Source organism: Micromonospora sp. WMMD1120 (assembly GCF_029626235.1).
Taxonomy (GTDB): domain Bacteria; phylum Actinomycetota; class Actinomycetes; order Mycobacteriales; family Micromonosporaceae; genus Micromonospora.
Map to the genome: position 1 here is coordinate 1,659,673 of NZ_JARUBO010000005.1, position 17,450 is coordinate 1,677,122.

General features: G+C 70.3%; 8 protein-coding genes and 1 tRNA gene. 4 read left to right on the forward strand and 5 right to left on the reverse strand.

The window, feature by feature from the left end:
- Window positions 1-378: 378 nt before the first annotated feature.
- Window positions 379-2,823 (forward strand): transglycosylase domain-containing protein, encoded by a 2,445-nt coding sequence (locus O7634_RS07910; protein WP_278149489.1) that lies wholly within the window; start codon window positions 379-381, stop codon window positions 2,821-2,823.
- 135 nt (window positions 2,824-2,958) lie between these two features.
- Here O7634_RS07910 and O7634_RS07915 read toward each other — a convergent pair whose 3' ends face one another.
- A complete protein-coding gene (locus tag O7634_RS07915; RefSeq protein ID WP_203148202.1) occupies window positions 2,959-3,414 on the reverse strand; it encodes a GatB/YqeY domain-containing protein in 456 nt (151 codons plus the stop codon).
- Window positions 3,415-3,439: 25 nt separating this feature from the next.
- Between O7634_RS07915 and O7634_RS07920 the strand changes: the two genes are divergently transcribed.
- From O7634_RS07920 to O7634_RS07930, 3 genes are all read left to right on the forward strand, one after another.
- Window positions 3,440-4,333, forward strand: a complete 894-nt coding sequence (locus O7634_RS07920) for a metallophosphoesterase (protein ID WP_278149490.1) — start codon at window positions 3,440-3,442, stop codon at window positions 4,331-4,333.
- A gap of 349 nt (window positions 4,334-4,682) precedes the next feature.
- Window positions 4,683-4,759: transfer RNA gene (locus tag O7634_RS07925), tRNA-Pro, on the forward strand.
- 230 nt (window positions 4,760-4,989) lie between these two features.
- Complete coding sequence (locus tag O7634_RS07930) at window positions 4,990-6,432, forward strand: right-handed parallel beta-helix repeat-containing protein (RefSeq protein WP_278153904.1); 1,443 nt, start codon at window positions 4,990-4,992, stop codon at window positions 6,430-6,432.
- A gap of 234 nt (window positions 6,433-6,666) precedes the next feature.
- On the opposite strand, the gene O7634_RS07935 is transcribed toward O7634_RS07930, so the two are convergent.
- The 4 genes from O7634_RS07935 to O7634_RS07950 all read right to left on the reverse strand — a co-directional run bounded on the left by O7634_RS07935 (window position 6,667) and on the right by O7634_RS07950 (window position 17,402).
- The gene (locus O7634_RS07935) at window positions 6,667-9,267 is read right to left on the reverse strand and encodes a DUF1565 domain-containing protein (RefSeq protein ID WP_278149491.1); all 2,601 of its coding nucleotides are present in this window, start codon (window positions 9,265-9,267) and stop codon (window positions 6,667-6,669) included.
- Between the two features lie 139 nt (window positions 9,268-9,406).
- Window positions 9,407-12,016 carry a hypothetical protein gene (locus O7634_RS07940; RefSeq protein WP_278149492.1) on the reverse strand — a complete coding sequence of 870 codons (2,610 nt, stop codon included), beginning with the start codon at window positions 12,014-12,016 and terminating at the stop codon, window positions 9,407-9,409.
- Between the two features lie 125 nt (window positions 12,017-12,141).
- Window positions 12,142-14,754 (reverse strand): hypothetical protein, encoded by a 2,613-nt coding sequence (locus O7634_RS07945; protein WP_278149493.1) that lies wholly within the window; start codon window positions 14,752-14,754, stop codon window positions 12,142-12,144.
- A 44-nt stretch (window positions 14,755-14,798) separates the two neighbouring features.
- Window positions 14,799-17,402: a right-handed parallel beta-helix repeat-containing protein gene (locus tag O7634_RS07950; RefSeq protein ID WP_278149494.1), complete on the reverse strand. Its 2,604-nt coding sequence runs from the start codon at window positions 17,400-17,402 to the stop codon at window positions 14,799-14,801.
- Window positions 17,403-17,450: the final 48 nt, after the last annotated feature.

Here is a 17,450-nt window from a genome sequence, read left to right on the forward strand (position 1 = left end):
CCGACCTCGTCGATGCACGTCAGCCGGCAATTCCCCCCGATCGCCCGGCCCGCCTTCCCCAAGGCGGCGCGGACGACATGTGGCGCTGTCGCCGCCCCCATCATGCTCTGTAGTCGACTGATTACGCAACGTTGTCGGCAAAATCCATCATTCCGGACACTCCCGGCTTCCCGGGCCTTCGACCGCCGGTTACCCCGAGAAGGTCGGCGATAACGCTGCGCCACCTCCCCGATTCGGGGAGACTCACGCCCTGTCACACGCAACCGAGCACCGGGGGTCGTGCGTTTAGCACAACGAGGGCAGCGCGCGCAGGAAATGGGGAAAGAACGCCCCAGCGCCCCTCGTTCCCTACTCGCGTACCCTGTCGAGGTGACCTGGATGCGGAAACGTGACCACAATGTGCTGACCAACGCCGCATCGCTGCTCGTGTGTGGCCTGTTGGCCGGCGTGGTGGTCGCTGCGGCGGCCTTCCCCGCGGTAGCGATGTCCGGCCTGGCCGCGAAGGCCGGCGCCGAGACATTCGGCGCACTGCCCACGGAGTTGACAGTGGCCCGCGCGCCGCAGATCAGCTACCTGCTGGCGTCCGACGGCAAGACGCCGCTCGCGACGATGTACGACGAGAACCGGCGCGACGTCAAACTCGCCGACATCTCGCCCTACATGCAGAAGGCCATCATCGCGGCCGAGGACCACGACTTCTACAAGCACAACGGTGTCGACATCAACGGTGTCGCCCGCGCGTTCGTCAACAACCAGAACGAGGGCGCCGGCCGGCAGGGCGCCTCGACGCTGACCATGCAGTACGTCCGGCTGGCCATCGCCTACTCGGCCACCCACCCGGCCGACGTGGTCGCGGCGACCGAGGACACCAGTGCCCGCAAGCTCCGCGAGATGCGGCTGGCCCTCCAGGTCGACAAGGAGTTCTCCAAGGACGAGATCCTCACCCGCTACCTCAACCTCGCCTCGTTCGGCAACGGCGCGTACGGCATCTACGCCGCCAGCCAGGTCTACTTCGGCAAGCCGCCGAGCAAGCTCAAGATCGAGGAAGCGGCGCTGCTCGCCGGCATGGTCAAGGCGCCGACGACGAACAACCCGACCACCGAGGCGGGCTACCCGCTCGCGCTGGAGCGGCGCAACTACGTCATCCAGAACATGGTCGACATCAAGGCCATCACCCAGCAGGAGGCGGACGCCGCCAAGGCCGTCGAGCTGAAGGTGAAGGACAAGCGCACCCCCAACGGCTGCGTCTCGGCGAACGTCAACGAGTGGGGCTTCTTCTGCGACTACTTCTACCGCTGGTGGATGCAGCAGGAGACGTTCGGCTCGACCACGTACGACCGGGAGCGGCGGCTCAAGAGCGGTGGCTACACCGTCGTGACGTCGCTCGACGTCCAGGCGCAGCGCGGCGCGGACAAGGCGGTCCGCAAGGCCAAGAGCATCAACAGCAAGGAAGCCGCGATGGTCGCGGTGGTCGAGCCGGGCACCGGCCGGGTCCGGGCGCTCGCGGTCAACAGGCAGTTCAAGCTGGACGACCCGAAGAACCCGAAGAACAAGCTCTCCAGCGACCCGGCGAAGAGCAAGAAGAAGATCCGGGGCAACTACCCGGCGACCGTCAACCCGCTGCTCACCGGCGGTGACGGCATCACCGGTTACCAGGCCGGCTCGACCTTCAAGCTCTTCACGATCGCCGCCGCGGCGGAGAAGGGCATCCCGCTCAGCTACACCTTCAACGCGCCGCAGCAGTTCAAGTCGGAATACATCATCGACAGCAGCAGCCCGGCCGCCTGCAAGGGCACCCACTTCTACTGCCCGACCAACTCCGGCCTGAAGGCCGGCGGCGTGCAGAACATCTGGTCCGCGTTCGCCCAGTCGACAAACACCTTCTTCGTCCCGCTGCAGCAGCAGGTCGGCGCGGAGAACGTGGTGGACGTCGCCAAGCGCGCCGGCATCCAGTTCCGGGCGAGCAACGACGCCAAGTTCGCCGCCACCAAGGAGGCCGCCCACCAGTGGGGCGCCTTCACCCTGGGTGTCTCCTCCACCACCCCGCTCGACCTGGCCAACGCGTACGCGACCTTCGCGGCGGACGGCAAGTACTGCGAGCCGATCCCGGTGCAGGAGATCAAGGACCCGGAGGGCAAGAAGCTGGACATCGCCAACCCGCGCTGCGAGAAGCGGTTCAGCACCGAGGTGGCCCGCGCCACCGTGGATGCCGCCCGCTGCCCGGTCGGCGACAACTCCCGGACCAGCAAGTGCGGCGGCAGCCGTACCGCGGCCGTGGTGAAGGGCATCGTCGACGCGCCGGTGGCCGGCAAGTCCGGCACCACCGACTCGGAGAAGACCGCCGCCCTGGTCGCGATGACCAAGCAGTACTCGGTGGCCGGCATCATGGCCGACCCGGACTGGCCGCAGACGAACGTCAAGATGAAGCACGCCGAGAAGGACGGCATCAACCCGCCGGTCTACGAGACACTGCGGGACGCCATGAAGAACAAGCCCCGGATCAACTTCGAGCCGCCCGGTCAGAAGATCTCCGAGGGCGACCAGCGCAGCATCCCCGACGTCAAGTGCGTGTCGGTGGACCAGGCGAAGTCCCGGCTCAAGGGCGCCGGCTTCGAGCCGGTCGTCTCCAGCGCCCGGGTGCCCTCCTCCTGCAAGGCGGGCGACGCCGCCGGCACCAGCCCGGACGGCCGCACCATCAAGGGTGGTGTGGTCACCATCCAGGTGAGCAGCGGCGGCGGCACGCCGGGCAACACCGACGGCACCCCGCCGGGCAACCAGCCCGGCAACCCGCCCGGCCGTCCCGGCGGACGCCCGGGCGGCTGAGCCGACGGACAGGACACCAACGGGCGGGCACCCTCCTCGGGTGCCCGCCCGTTCGGCTGTCCGGACCCTGCGGCGGGTACGACGTTCCGCCGACCCAGGTGTGCGGCTACCCGGCCGTGCCGCGCGTCTGCTCGGTCAGAGACCGAGCTGTCGGCGTACCTCGGCGGCCACCCGGCCACCCTCGGCCTGGCCGGCCACCGCGGCCTGGGCCGCCTTCATGGCCGGGCCCATCTGGGCCTTCCCGGTGAAGCCGCCCGCGGCGAGCGCCCCCGACACCAGCTCGGTCAGCTCGGCGTCGGAGAGCTGCCGGGGCAGGTAGCGGTCCAGCACCTCACCCTCGGCGGCCTCCTTCGCGGCCTGCTCGGCGCGGCCGGCGTCGGCGAAGGCGGTGGCCGCCTCCCGACGCTTCTTGGCCTCCTTGGTCAGCACCGCGAGCACCTCGTCGTCGGTGAGCTCGCGCTTGGCCTTGCCGGCGACCTCGGCGGTGCCGACGGCGGCCAGGGCCATCCGCAGCGTGGAGGTGGTCAGCTCGTCGCGCGCCTTGAGCGCGGAACGCATGTCGGCGGTGAGGCGGTCCTTCAGCGTGCTCATGGACGGTCAAACTACCCTGAACGCCATGCGAAAGCGCACACTATTCCGGCTCGCCGCCGGAACCGCCGCGGTCGGCGCGGCCACCCTCGCGTACGCGTCGCTCGTCGAGCGCAACATGTTCACAGTGCGGCGGTTCGATGTGCCGGTGCTCCCGGCCGACGCCGAACCGCTGCGCGTGCTGCACCTGTCGGACCTGCACATGATGCCCGGCCAGGCGCGCAAGCAACGCTGGGTGGCGTCGTTGGCCGCCCTCGACCCCGACCTGGTGGTGGTGACCGGCGACAACATGGCCCACCCGGGCGCGGTGCCCGGCGTGCTGCGTGCGCTGCAACCGCTGCTGGACTACCCGGGCGCGTTCGTGTTCGGCTCGAACGACTACACCGGGCCGGTGCTGAAGAACCCGTTCACCTACTTCCTGCCCGACCGGGAGTACACCGAGGGCGTCGAGCTGCCCTACGAGGAGCTGCGCCAGGTCTTCACCGGCGCCGGCTGGGCCGACCTCAACAACGCCCGGACGACGCTGAAGGCCGGCGGCCGGCAGGTCGACCTGGTCGGGGTCGACGACCCGCACATCGAGCGGGACGACTACCCGTCAGTGGCCGGGGCGGTCTCCTCCTCGGCCGACCTGTCCATCGCGGTGACGCACTCCCCCGAGCCACGGGTGCTCGACCAGATGGCCGCGGACGGCTTCGGGCTGCTGCTGGCCGGGCACACCCACGGTGGCCAGGTGTGCGTGCCGGGCTACGGCGCCCTCGTGACCAACTGCGGCCTGCCCCGCTCGATGGCGCGTGGCCTGCACCGGTGGCCGGGCTCGGACTCCTGGCTGCACGTCTCCGCCGGCCTCGGCACCCACCCGACGGCCCCGGTCCGCTTCGCCTGTCCCCCGGAGGCCAGCATCCTCACCCTGATCCCCCGCTGACCACGCGCGGCGCGGCCCCGGTCCGCGGCGCGGCCCCGGTCCGCGGCGCGGCCCCGGTCCGACGTCGCGCGGGCAGCGCGCGGCTCGGCGCGCGGCTCCAAGATCGCGCAGTTTCCCTGATTTAGTGGCCTCAGCGCGCGGCGAGGGCACTACATCCCTGAAGTTGTGCGGATCTTGACGGCGGGCCGCGCAGGGCGCGGGCGGCGCGGGGCGCGGGGCGCGCGCAGCGCGCAGCGCGGGGCGCGCGCAGCGCGGGGCGCGGGGCGCGGCGGCGGTTTGGGGCCGGCGGGCGGCGGGGGTACCGAGTTTGACCATCGGAGCGGGTGGGCTACTATTTGTCGGCACGCCTCGGGGTGTGGCGCAGCTTGGTAGCGCGCTTCGTTCGGGACGAAGAGGTCGTCGGTTCGAATCCGGCCACCCCGACCAGAGGCAGCAGGGCCAGGTGAGAGGACATCTCACCTGGCCCTTTGCGGTTGCCGACACGATCTAGCTGTTCCGTCCATGGACGGACGGGCGGGTGACAGGGCGGCATGATCCAGGTCGGCTGGGGTGACATGGTCTGGGACCAGCCCGGCGCCGTCTGAAGTGTCCCGGGGCCCACACGGACGGGACCTCGCGCGCTGCTGATCCTCGCTACCCTGTGCCGCGTGACGGACATGCTCAGCAGGCGAAACGCGTTACGGGCCGCGGTGGTAGGCGGTGCGACCGCCGTCGGCGCCGTGGCCATGGCGCCGACGGCGGCCCAGGCGGCTCCTGGGGACGAGGGATGGGTCTCGGTCCTCGACCACGGTGCGGTCGGTGACGGGGTCGCCGACGATACGACGAAGATTCAGGCGGCGCTGAACGCCGCGACTGGAACGGTCCCACACAAGAGCGTGTACTTTCCGCCGGGGCGGGTGTTCCGGGTCAGCGAGGAGATAAGCCTCACCGGGTACGCCAACGCGACGATCGCCGGCAACGGGGCGACGCTCGCGCTAACCGGTGCGAAGCCGACCGCCTCCCACATCAGCACGGTACTGCGCCTCACCGACGTGCGTGAGGTCACCATCGAGGACCTGACTATCCGCGACACCGACCGCACCCAGGTCTACAACGGTCTGTTGCTGGCCCAGGCGAACCGATGCGCCATCCGCGGCGTCCGGGTGATCAACGTGCGATACACCGGCATCTCGGTCTTCGACGATCCGCCGGGCGCCTCCGACGACGTGCTGATCACCGGCTGCGTCATCGAGGGCACGCGGCAGGGCATCTCGGTCAACGGCCGCGACATCCGGATCATCGGCAACCATGTGGCGATGGACTGGTGGTCCACCGACGAGGCCAAGCGGGGTCCATGGCAGCCGAGCTCCGACTACTACGACGGCATCAACGTGCTGGCCGGCTCGGACCGCACAGTGGTCTCCGGCAACACCATCACCGACTGCGGCCAGTCCGGCATCTACACCCAGTCGCTGAGGAACCTCGTCGTCGCCGACAACACCGTCACCGGCTGTGTACTTCGTGGCATCGAGATCGACGGGCAGCGCAAGCATCTGGAGAAGCCGTCCGACAACGTGCCGGAAGCGCAGAAGCTTCGTGCGCACGGCGTGGCGATCACCGGCAACACGCTGCTGGACAACTTTGGCAACATCAACATCCTGTACGCCACGGACGTCACCATCACGGGCAACCGAGTACACAACAAGCGCGAGTCGACATGCATCGCGCTCAACCGGGGCACGCACCACGCGGTCGTCGTCGGCAACCACTGCCGCCAGGACGACCCGACCCGGCCGGCGATCTGGGTGAAGCCGGTCGAGACGGTGAACGACACTGTCATCCCGGGCGCGACAGCGGCCACCGTCGCCTGGAACAACGTCGAGGCCGCAGTCGACTGGTACGCACCCGCCGACGCAGTCATCATGCAGCGGACCGGGAACGCGGAGATCTCCACGGTCGGCACGATCAAGGCCACCGGCAAGATGCTCGCTGCGGGCGGTATCGGCGTGGGCAACAGCGCCACCGCGTCCCGGCCGGGCACGGTGATCCGCAAGGTCGAGGTGTTCTCCTCGACCGGGGCGAGCCTGGGTTTCATTCCGATCTACAACTCGATCACCTGAGCGCCGGGGTCGTCAGACCCGTTTCACGAACGGTTTCCCCGCAGTCGCGGACCACGATGTGCGTTCCCAGCACGACGTGGTCCGCGTCACCGGTGCTGCGTTCGGCGCGCCGCACGGCCAGGCCCACCGGGGTGGGGTCAACTCCCCGTGCGGCCCGTGCACGGTAGTGGCGCCGCCCCGAACATCTGGAGCCGGCACCGTCAGACGGTGCCGGCTCCGGATTGAATCAGTTGGTCAGGGGGTGGTGGTGATGAAGTGACCGGCCTGGTCGACGATCACGTGGGTGCTGCCACCGCTGTTGTTGGTCAGCGTCACGTACCCGCTGGCACCCACGCGGACCACTGCGGCGTTCGACGCCGTCTCGCCGGCCACGAAGTTCACGTTCGAGACGGTCGACGGCGTCTCACCCTTGGGTTGTGCGGTGAGTAGGCCCGGAGCGGTCGGCCCGGTGACCGTCAGGTTGGCCACCAGCGCGGTCGGTTTCGGCGTCCTGTCGTTACCGTTCGGGTCGAGGAACGGCACCATCAGGTCGACCGACGAGAACTGGGGCAGGGCGCTGCCGCTGGCCCCGGACCGGGTGTCGAGGATCCGCCGGGGACCGTACGGAACGAAGCCGTCGGTGGCGCCGGTGCCGTACCAGCCGGCCAGGTCCGCGAGCACGTGGGTGGTGCCGGAACTGTTGTTGAGGATGACGAGCCGGCCGTTCACCACCGGCACGGTCACCAGGTTGGGGATGGTCTGACCGGCGACGAAGTTCAGGTTGGACGCGGTCGGCACCGACGAGCCGGCCGGGTAGACGGTGAGGACGCCGTTCGCCGTCGGCTGGGTGGCCGTCACGTTCAGCACGACGGCCTTGGCACCCGACGGCACCCGCCCGGACAGGTCCAGCACCCGGTAGCTGTTCGCCGGGACCGGCGCACCCCCGTTGGCCCGGCTGTCCAGCACCCGGGTCGGCGGCATCGGCGTGAAGCCGTCACCCGTGCCGGAGTAGAAGCCCTGGAGGTCGACGACGACGTGCACCGTCCCGCCGGCGCTGTTCCGGATCCGCAGGTTGCCGTTGGACATCGGCACCGTCGCCAGGTTCGGCACTGTCTCACCGGCGACGAAGTTGACGCTCGACGCCTGGGGGACGGCGGTGCCGTCCGGGTAGACGGTGAGGTATCCGGCGGTGGTCGGCTGGGTGGCCGTCACGTTCAGCACGACGGCAGTGACGTTGGCGGCCGACACACCGTTGATGGACATGACCGGCAGGACGATCTCGGAGTTGGCCGCGATCGGAACCGTGGTGCTGATGCCGACGGCGGCACGGGTGTCCAGGAGCCGGGTCGGTGCCACCGGGGTGAACATCGCGCCCAGGACCGCGCAGTTCCCCAGCGGCCCGCCCACGAACTCCGGGAGCACCCGGAAGTTGTCGAACCTGATGTCGTTGTCCACACAGGCCGAGCCAGCACGCCTGAGCTGCCCGTCGACCGGCACGATCGGGCCGACCCGGTAGAACCGGTCGCCGCTGAGGCGGCGGGCAACCTTGCCGACCGGACCGTCGGTGGACCATGCGTGACTCACCGTCAGGGGCGCGGTGAAGTCCAGCGAGGATCCGCCGGGCTTGCTCTGGACCCCCTCCCCGGTCACCGTACGGCCGCCCTGGAGTTCGACGGCGCCCCGGTCGTGATAGCCGTTGCCCGTGCCGGTGTTGGGCACGGTGGGCGAGTCGGCGTGCGCGTTGTCCAGCAGGTCGGTACGGGTGCTGCCGGGCGCCTCGGCGTCGGCGGAGTCGATCGCCGGCGACGCGGCGGTCGGCGGGAACCAGCCACGATCGGTGCCCAGCTTCTCGCCGAGCAGGGCCGGGGAGAGGATGTCGTGGCTGCCCTGCCCGGTGGACGCCCGGAACGACGCCAGGTCGGCGTGATCGGTGTCACCCCACCGGTACACAGCCCCGCCACTGGCCGGATCGACCAGGTTGTAGTCGGCCTCGGCGCCGTCGGTGGCGGCGGCGGAGACCGAGATCGCGGGCGCGCCCGTCGGGTCGGCGCAGGGTTGCGGTGCCGGTACCGAACCGGCGCCGGTACGCAGGATGTTGTTCCGGATGCTCGCGCCGGTCGATGCACCGGCCAGCACGATTCCGGTCGCGCAGTCGGTCACCACGGTGTTGCCGGTGACCCGGGCTCCGGGGGCGTCCGTCACGGCTATCCGGGTCTTGAAGAAGGTGCTGGCGGTGATCACCGCGCCGGACACGCCCGCCTCGACGGCCACGCCGGTGGCACCGGCGCCTGGGCTGGAGAACCAGCCCCGGCTGACCGTGACGGCGCTGGACGAGCCGGTCACCCGGACGGCGGGGAAGGCGCCAACGGCAGTGGCGATACCGTCCACTGTGACCCGCTGGGCGCCGCTGATCAGCACCGGTGCCGCGTCGCCACGGCTGGTGAGCGTGAAGCCCTCGACCACGACGTCGTGCACGCCGGAGATCGTCAGCGGTGTGCCGCTGATCGTGTAGTGGCCGAGACGGACAAGGCCACGCGACGTGTTGACAGCACGCACGGTGATCGGCGCGGATTCCGTGCCGGACCGGGTGATCGTCACCTTCTCGGCGTACTCGCCTGGCTGCACGAGCACCGTCTGACCCGGCTGGGCCACCGCCAGGGCGGCGGTGATGGTGCAGTAGGGCGCCGCCTCGCTGCCGTCGCCAGCCGGCTTGCAGTCGCGCTCGCTGACGTACACCTCGGAAGCTGCCACCGCCGGCGCGGCGACCGGCGCGGCCGCGGCCTGGGTGGCGGGCCCGACCAGACCGACCCCACCAACTATCGGCACCACCGCCAGTGACAACAGCCTTCTTCTCATCGACAGCCCCCGTTGATATCGAAAACCTGGCGCGGGCAGCCTATACAAACGTTCAGCTACTCGTGTGCCGCCAAACGCACAACGTGGAGCCGGCGCCCACCCGCGACTGCGGGTGGACGCCGGCTGGCGGCTACTCGGATCAGGACGGCGCGGCGATGAAGTAGCCCGCCTGGTCGATGATCACGTGGGAGTTGCCGGATGTGTTGTTGTACAGCACGACGAGCCCGTATTCGCCGACGCCAACGATGGCGTGGTTGCTGGCGGTCTCACCGGCGACGTAGTTGACGTTGGACGCGGTCGGCCGGTCCGATCCGTTCGGGTAGATGGTGAGGACGCCAGCCTTGGTCGGCGCGGTGACGGTCAGGTTCGCCACCAGCGCGGTCGGCCGGGGCGCGCTCTTGTCGCTCCTGGGATCGAGGAAGGGCACGGTCAGCGCCCCCCAGCCGTCGGACCCGAGGGGTCCCTCGCCGTCCCGGGTGTCGTAGATCCGGGTCGGACCGAACGGCACGAAGGTGTCAGCGGCGCCCGCACCGAACCAACCAGCAAGGTCGGCAACCACATGGGTACGCCCCGAACTGACGTTCTGGATGGCCACCTTCCCACCGACAACCGGCACCATCACCAGGTTCGGAATGGTCTGTCCCGCCACGAAGTTCAGATTCGACGCCGTCGGCACCGCCGTACCGAACGGATGAACAGTCAACACCCCACTGGTCGTCGGCTCGGTCACCGTCACATTCAGCACCACCGCCGTCGCCCCCGACGGAACCCGACCAGACAGATCCAACGTCCGACCCGTGTGCGGAGCGAACGCCGAACCACCCGCCGCACGCGTGTCCAACACCCGCACCGGCGCGACCGAGCGGAACCCCGAACCGCCCGCCGAGTAGTAACCCTGAAGGTCGGCAACGACGTGCACCGTACCGCTGGCGGTGTTGCGGACACGCAGGTTGCCGTTGGACATCGGCACGGTGACCAGGTTCGGCACCGTCTCGCCCGGTACGAAGTTGACTGTCGACGCCTCCGGCAGCGTGGTGCCGTCCGGGTAGACCCGCAGGAACCCCGCTGTGGTCGGCGCGGTCGCTGTCACGTTCAGGACGACAGCGCTGATGTCCGCGGCCGGCAGCCCGTTGATCTGCGGCAGCGCCAGCACGACCTCGGTGTTCGCCGGGATGGGCACCCTGCCCGGCACTCCGAGTGCCGCACGGGTGTCCAGCACCCGCTGTGGTGTCAGAGCCGTGTAGGCGGCGCCGACCACCGTGCAGCTGGTCTTGTCAGCTCCGTAGGTCCAGCGGAAGTCGGTGAAGCTCACCTGATGGGTCTCGCAGGCACTGCCGGCCCGGCGGACGCTGTGGTCCTCCGGCCCGACCGGAGCGATCCGCCGGAACGGCTCGTCGCTCCACTTGCGGGAAACCTTGCCCAACGGCCCGTCGGTCGGCCAGGCGGTGGTGACGGAGAGGCCGACGGTCACGTCGAAGGGACTGCCACCGGCCCTGCGTCGGACCGGAACCTCGGTGACCGTCGCCGGCCCCTGCACCTCGACGGCGCCCCGGTCGTGATAGCCCGATCCGGTGCCCGTGTTGGGGACCTCCGGGGCGTCACTGTGCGGGTTGTCCAGCAGGTCGGTACGGGAGACGCCATCGGCGCTGGCGTCGGCCGAGTCGACCCCGGGTGAGGTCGGGGCGATCTGGGTGTACGGCCGCTCGTACGTCGGCACCGACGTCAGCTGGGGATTCGCGGCGATGTCGTGGGTGCCGTTTCCGGTGGCGGCGACGAACCCGGGCAGGCTCGTGTACTCGGTGCCACCCCATCGGTAGAGCGGACCGCCGCTGGCCGGCTCGATCAGGTTGTAGTCCGCAACGGTCTGCGCGACGCTCTCGGGCGAGACGGCGACGGCGGTCGCCCGCGACGGCACCAGGCACCGCTGCGGATCGTCGAACGGGCCGGCGGCGGTCTCCAGGATGTTGTTCCGGATCGACACGCCTGGTGAAGCACCGGCAACGTCCACCGCCACAGTGCAGTCGGTCATCAGCGTGTTGCCGACGATCTTCGTGCCCGGCGCGTCCCGCACCGTGATCCCACCGAGGGTGCTGGCCGTCACCAGGGCGCCGCGCACACCCGGGTCCACCACCAGACCGTTACCGCCCACGAAGGCACCACGACTCACCGTGACGTCCACGGAGGCACCGGTGATCCGGACCCGTCCCGGAGCCGCGTAGTCGCTGACGACCAGCCGATCGAGGGTGATCCGGGTTGAGCCGTCGACGACGACCGCCTCGACAGTGCCCTCGCCGGCTGCCCGGAAGCCGTCGAGGACCACGTCATGGACACCACGCAGGGTGAAGGCGCTCTCGTTGCCGTCGGGCCCACGTCGCTTGCCCACCTTGACGACGGTGGCACCGTCAGCCGGCGCGTTCACCGCCCGGAAGGTGATCGGTGCCCCCTCGGTCCCCGAGCGGCTGATCACCACCGACTCCCGGTACTCGACTCCGGGGTGGACCAGGACGGTCTGGCCGGGTCCGGCCACCGCGGCGGCGGCCGAGATGGTGCAGAAGGGGGCAGCCAGGCTGCCGTCGCCGGCCGCCGTGCAGTGCGTGTTGCTGACGTGCAACTCGGCGGCGGCTGCGACCGGCGCCTGCGCGACGGCGGCACCGGGGGCCACCGCCGACGCGGGTCCCGCCGGGAGCACCAGGCCCGCGCCGACGGTGAGCGGTACGAGCGCGATCCGCGCCAGTACAGGAGTCCTCATCAACCATCCTCGGTCAGGAGTGGGTCTTCCAGTAGGTCAGGAAACGTATGGCGGCGTACAGCGCGGGCCGGACGGTACGGCCGTCCACCGACAGGGCGATGAACGGCCGTACCGGGACCGTCGGGTCAGGACGCGCCGTCGATGAAGTAGCCCGCCTGGTCGACGATCGTGTGGATGGACCCGGAGCTGTTGTTGAACAGCACGATGTTCTGGTCCGTTCCCACGCCCACGATGGCGTGGTTCGAGGCGGTCTCACCGGCGACGAAGTTGACGTTCGACGCGGTCGGCTGGACCGTCCCGTTCGGGTAGGCGGTGAGCACGCCCGCCCTGGTCGGCGCGGTGACGGTCAGGTTCGCCACCACCGCCGTCGGCTTCTGCGCCGTGCCGCTGGACGAGTCGAAGTAGTGGACCGGAACACCCGCGTTGGTGACCGGTCCCTGCGGCCACCCTTCGCCGGCCTCCCCCCGGCTGTCCTGGATGCGGCGCGGGCCGAACGGCACGAAGACGTTCGTGGCCCCCGCACCGAACCATCCGGAGAGGTCGGCAACCACATGGGTACGCCCGGAGCTGACGTTCTGGATGGCCACCTTGCCGTTGACCACAGGCACCAGCACCAGGTTCGGGATGGTCTGCCCGGCCACGAAGTTCAGGTTCGACGCCGTCGGCACCGCGGTGCCGTACGGGTGCACGGTGAGCACCCCACTGGTCGTCGGCGCGGTCACCGTCACGTTGAGCACCACGGCGGTCGCGGCGGCCGGAACCCGCGCGGACAGGTCCAGCGTCCGACCGGAGTTCGGGGCCAACGCCGAACTGCCGGCCGCGCGGGTGTCCAGGACCCGCGTCGGTTCGACCGACCGGAAGCCCGAGCCGCTCGCCGAGTAGTAGCCCTGCAGGTCGGCGACGACGTGCGTGGTGCCGCCGGAGTTGTTGACGATCACCACCGACCGCTCCTTCAGCACCGGCACGGTGACCAGGTTCGGCACCGTCTCACCGGCGACGAAGTTGACACTCGAGATGTCCGCCGGACCACCCGTGGGATAGACCTGGAGGAACCCGGCGGTGGTCGGCTGGGTCGCCGTCACGTTCAACACGACGGCGCTGATGTCCTGCTCCGGCACCCCGTTGAGCGCGGAGAACGAGACCGTGACGGCCGCCTTGGGCGGGATGGGCACTGTCGGGTACCCACCGATCCCGGTGCGGGTGTCGAGCACCCGCCGCGGTGCCAGCGGCGTGTAGGCGGCACCCAGCACGGTGCAGGTCGTCACGGGGTTCTGCCGGGCCTTCCGGAAGTCGTCGAGGCTGACCTGGTGGGTCTCGCAGACCCTGCCGGCGCGGCCGAAGCGGTGCTCCTCCGACCCCACCGGCAGCACCCGACGGTTGGTTTCGTCGCTCCAGTTGCGCGACACCTTGCCCAACGGACCGTCGGTGGGCCAGGCGGTGGTGACGGAGAGTTCGGCGGTCACGTCGAGCGGTGTGCCACCCGCCTTCCGCCGGATCGGCCGCTCGTTGATCGTCACCGGGCCCTGGGCCTCGACGGCGCCCCGGTCGTGGTAGCCCGAGCCGCTGCCGGTGTTGGGCGTCGCCGGATCGTCGGTGTGCGGGTTGTCCAACAGGTCGGTTCGAGAGACGCCCTCGGCGGTGGCGTCGGCCGAGTCGACGGCGGGCGAGTTCCGGGCGATCTCGTAGTACGGACGGTCGTAGGCGTCCGTCGACACCAGCCACGGGGTGGCCGCGATGTCGTGCGTGCCGTTGCCGGTGGCGGCGACGAACGCCGGCAGGCTGGCGTACTCGGTGCCACCCCACCGGTAGAGCGGGCCCCCGCTGGCCGGCTCGATCAGGTTGTGGTCCGCCACGGTCTGCGGAACGCTCTCGGCCGAGACGGAGATGGCGGTCGCCTCCGCCGGCACCTCGCACGCCACCCCGTCGTTGAGCGCGCCGGTGGAGGTCTCCAGGATGTTGTTCCGGATCGACGTGCCCGGAGAGGTGCCGGCCACGTCCACGCCGAAGGTGCAGTCGGTCTCCACCGTGTTGCCGACGATCTTCGTGCCGGGCGCGTCCCGCACCGTGATGCCGCTCTGGGTGAAGGTGCTCGCGGTCACCAGCGCACCACGTACCCCCGGGTCGACAAGCAGGCCCCCGCCGGGCCGGAAGGCGCCCCGGCTCACCGTGACGTTCTCGGACCCGCCGGTGATCCGGACCGCCGCCGGGGCGTCGTAGTCCGAGGCCACCAGGCGGTTCACCGTGATCCGGGAGGAGCCGTCGACGAGGACCGCCTCGGCCGTACCCTCGCCGTACGCCAGGAAGCCGTCGAGGACCACGTCGTGGACGCCACGCACGGTGAAGGCGTTCTCGTTGCCGTTGGCGCCGCGTCGCTTGCCCACCTTGACCACAGTGGCGCTTCGACCCGGCCCGTTGAGCGCCCGAAAGGTGACGGGCGCGTCAGCGGTCCCCGAGCTGCTGATCACCACCGACTCCCGGTAGTCACCGGGCCGGACCAGGACCGTCTGGCCCGCCCGCACCACCTCCGCAGCCTGGGAGATGGTGCAGAACGGGCTGGTGGCGCTGCCGTTACCGTGGTTGAGGCAGTTGGCCGAGTCGACGTACCACTCGGTCACGGCGGCGGCCGGGGCGGCGGTCGGCAGGGGGGCCGCCGCGGCGGCCGACGCCGCCGGAACCGCCAGGCCCGCGGCGACGGTGAGTGGTACGAGCGCGAAGCGCGCCAGCACAGATTGACTCATGCAGGATTCCTCATGGTAGGTGGATCTGAGGGCGGAGAGTCCGGTCAGGACGCGGCGGCGATGAAGTAGCCGGCCTGGTCGACGATGACGTGCGACGTACCCCCGCTGTTGTGGAAGAGGTCGACGCCGGAGCCCACGGCGACCACCGCGGCGTTTGACGCCGTCTCGCCGGCGACGAAGTTGACGTTCGAGGCGGTGGGCCGCTGCCCGCCGCCGGGGTGGAGGGTGAGCACGCCCGCCGTGGTCGGCGCGGTGACCGTCACGTTGCCCAGCAGTGCGGTGGGGGCGGGGCAGGCCGGGTTGCAGATCGCCTCGCTGGGCAACGGCGCGAACCGGACGGTTTCCCGGGCGGTGAGCGGGGCCGGGGTGCGACCGGGCAGTCCGAGGCTGGACCGGGAGTCGACGATCCGCTTCGGCGTCATCGGCACGAACGTCTGGGTGGCCTGCGGGCTGAACCAACCGGCCAGGTCCGCGATGACGTGGGTGGTGCCGGAGCTGTTGTTGAAGATGTTGACCTCGCCGTTCCGCACGGGCACGGTGACCAGGTTGGGAATCGTCTGTCCGGCGACGAAGTTGAGGCTGGACGCGACAGGTGCCGTCGAGCCGGCCGGGTAGATGGTCAGCACGCCGCTGGTGGTCGGTGCGGTGACCGCCACGGAGAGCACGGCGGCGGTTGCGTTGGCGGGGATCCGGCCGGAGAGGTCGAGGGTCCGGGTGCTCTTGCCCGGCATCGGGGCTCCCCCGCCGTCGCGGGTGTCGAGGACCCGCGTCGGCGGCGTCGACGCGAAGCCGGACCCGCTCGCGGCGTAGAAGCCCTGGAGGTCGGCGATCAGGTGAACGGTGCCCGAGCCCGCATTGCGGAACATCACCGAACCATTGCGGACAGGAACCGTGACCTGGTTCGGCACCGTCTCGCCGGCCACGAAGTTGACGCTGGACGCGTCGCTGAAGTCACCACCCGGATAGGCGCTGATGAAACCGGCGGAGGTCGGCTGGGTCACCGTCACGTTGAGCACGACGGCGCTGATGTCCGCGGCCTGGACGCCACCGATGATGCCGATCGGCAGTTCGATCACTCCGGAACCGGGTACCGGACCCGGGGCGGACACACCGATCGGCGCCCGGGTGTCCAGCAGTCGGGTCGGCGTGATCGGCACGTAGCGCGCTCCGACCTGGGTGCAGATCCGCTGGTCGGCACCAGCGGGGTTGCGGAAGTCGGACAGGGTGATCTGCACCTGGACGCAGGCGTCCCCGGCCCGTCGCACCGTGAACTCCGCAACCGGGGCATCGGTCACCCGCCAGAAACGCTCGCCGTCGACGTAGTACGCGTACGTGGCCCGCTCCCGCTCGACCGGCCAGGTCTGGCGCCAGCCGGCCCGCGCCACGATGTCGAACGGTCCGCCGCCCACCTTGCGGTCGACACGCAGCGGCTCCTCCGTAACGGTCGGGAATGCCTCCGCCGCGCCCCGGTCGCGGAAACCGCTGCCGGTGCCGGTGTTCGGCACGCCCGGATCGTCGGCGAAGGACGCGTCGAGCAGGTCGGTGTCCAGCACACCGGCGGCGGTGGCGTCGGCGGAGTCCCGAGCCGGCGACCCGCCCTGGGTGAAGAGGTAGTCACGGTGCAGCGCGTTGGTCCAGGTGAGCTTCGGGTCGGCCGCCAGGTCGTGCGTGGCCTGTCCCGTCGCCGTCACGAAGGCGTTGAGGTCCGGGTACTCGATGCCCGCCCAGTCGTAGGGCGCACCGCCGCTGAGCGGTTCGATCAGGTTGTAGTCGGTGCTACTTCCCGGCACCGACGCGGCGGACACCCGGATGCCCGTGGCGTTCGCCGGGGTGGCGCAGCGCGTCCGTTGGCTGGCGGTGACGACGATGTTGTTCCGGATCGACGTGCCCGGGGAGTCGCCCGCCACATCGATGCCTCGCCGACAGTCGACGTAGACGGTGTTGCCGGTGACGGTCAGGCCGCTGGCGTCCGTCGCGACGAGACCGGACTTGTCGAACTGGTTGGCGGTGACCGTCGTAGCGGTGACGCCGGGCTCGATGGACACGGATGACACCTGTGCGGCGCGGATGACGCTCCGGCTGAGAGTCACCGCGTCGGACCGACCGCTGATCCGTACGCCGGTGGGGCTACCGAGGCCGTTGTGGATCGTGAGCTTGTCGACACGAACCCGCTGGGAGTCCCGCACCGTCACGGCGTCGGCGAGGTTGGCCCCGAAGACGACAAGGCCCTGCACCGTCACATCGTGCACGCTGGTGAGGTCGAGGACGACACCGGTCACCGAGGTGGTGTCGAAGTTGCCGACCCGCGCCATCTGCCACTTGACGTTCACCGCCCGGAAGGTGATCGGCGCCGACTGGGTGCCGGACCGGGTGAACCGCACGTTCTCCCGGTACTCCCCCGGGTGGATGAGCACCGTCTGCCCGGGACCGGCCACCGCCGCCGCCGCGGAGATGGTGCAGAACGGCCGCTGCTCGCTGCCGTCACCGTTGCTCGGGCACCACTGCTCGCTGACATGCAGCTCGCCGCCGGCCGCCGCCGCGACGGTGACCGGCGCGGGCGCCGCCACCGCAGGCACCGTCGGGACCACCAGGGCCGCGCCGCCGATCAGTGGTACGAGCGCAAGCGGCGCCCGCCGTCGAAGGTTCATGAATCGCCCCCGTGAGAAAGGTTGTGAGTGGCGTACCGTGCCCGTGGC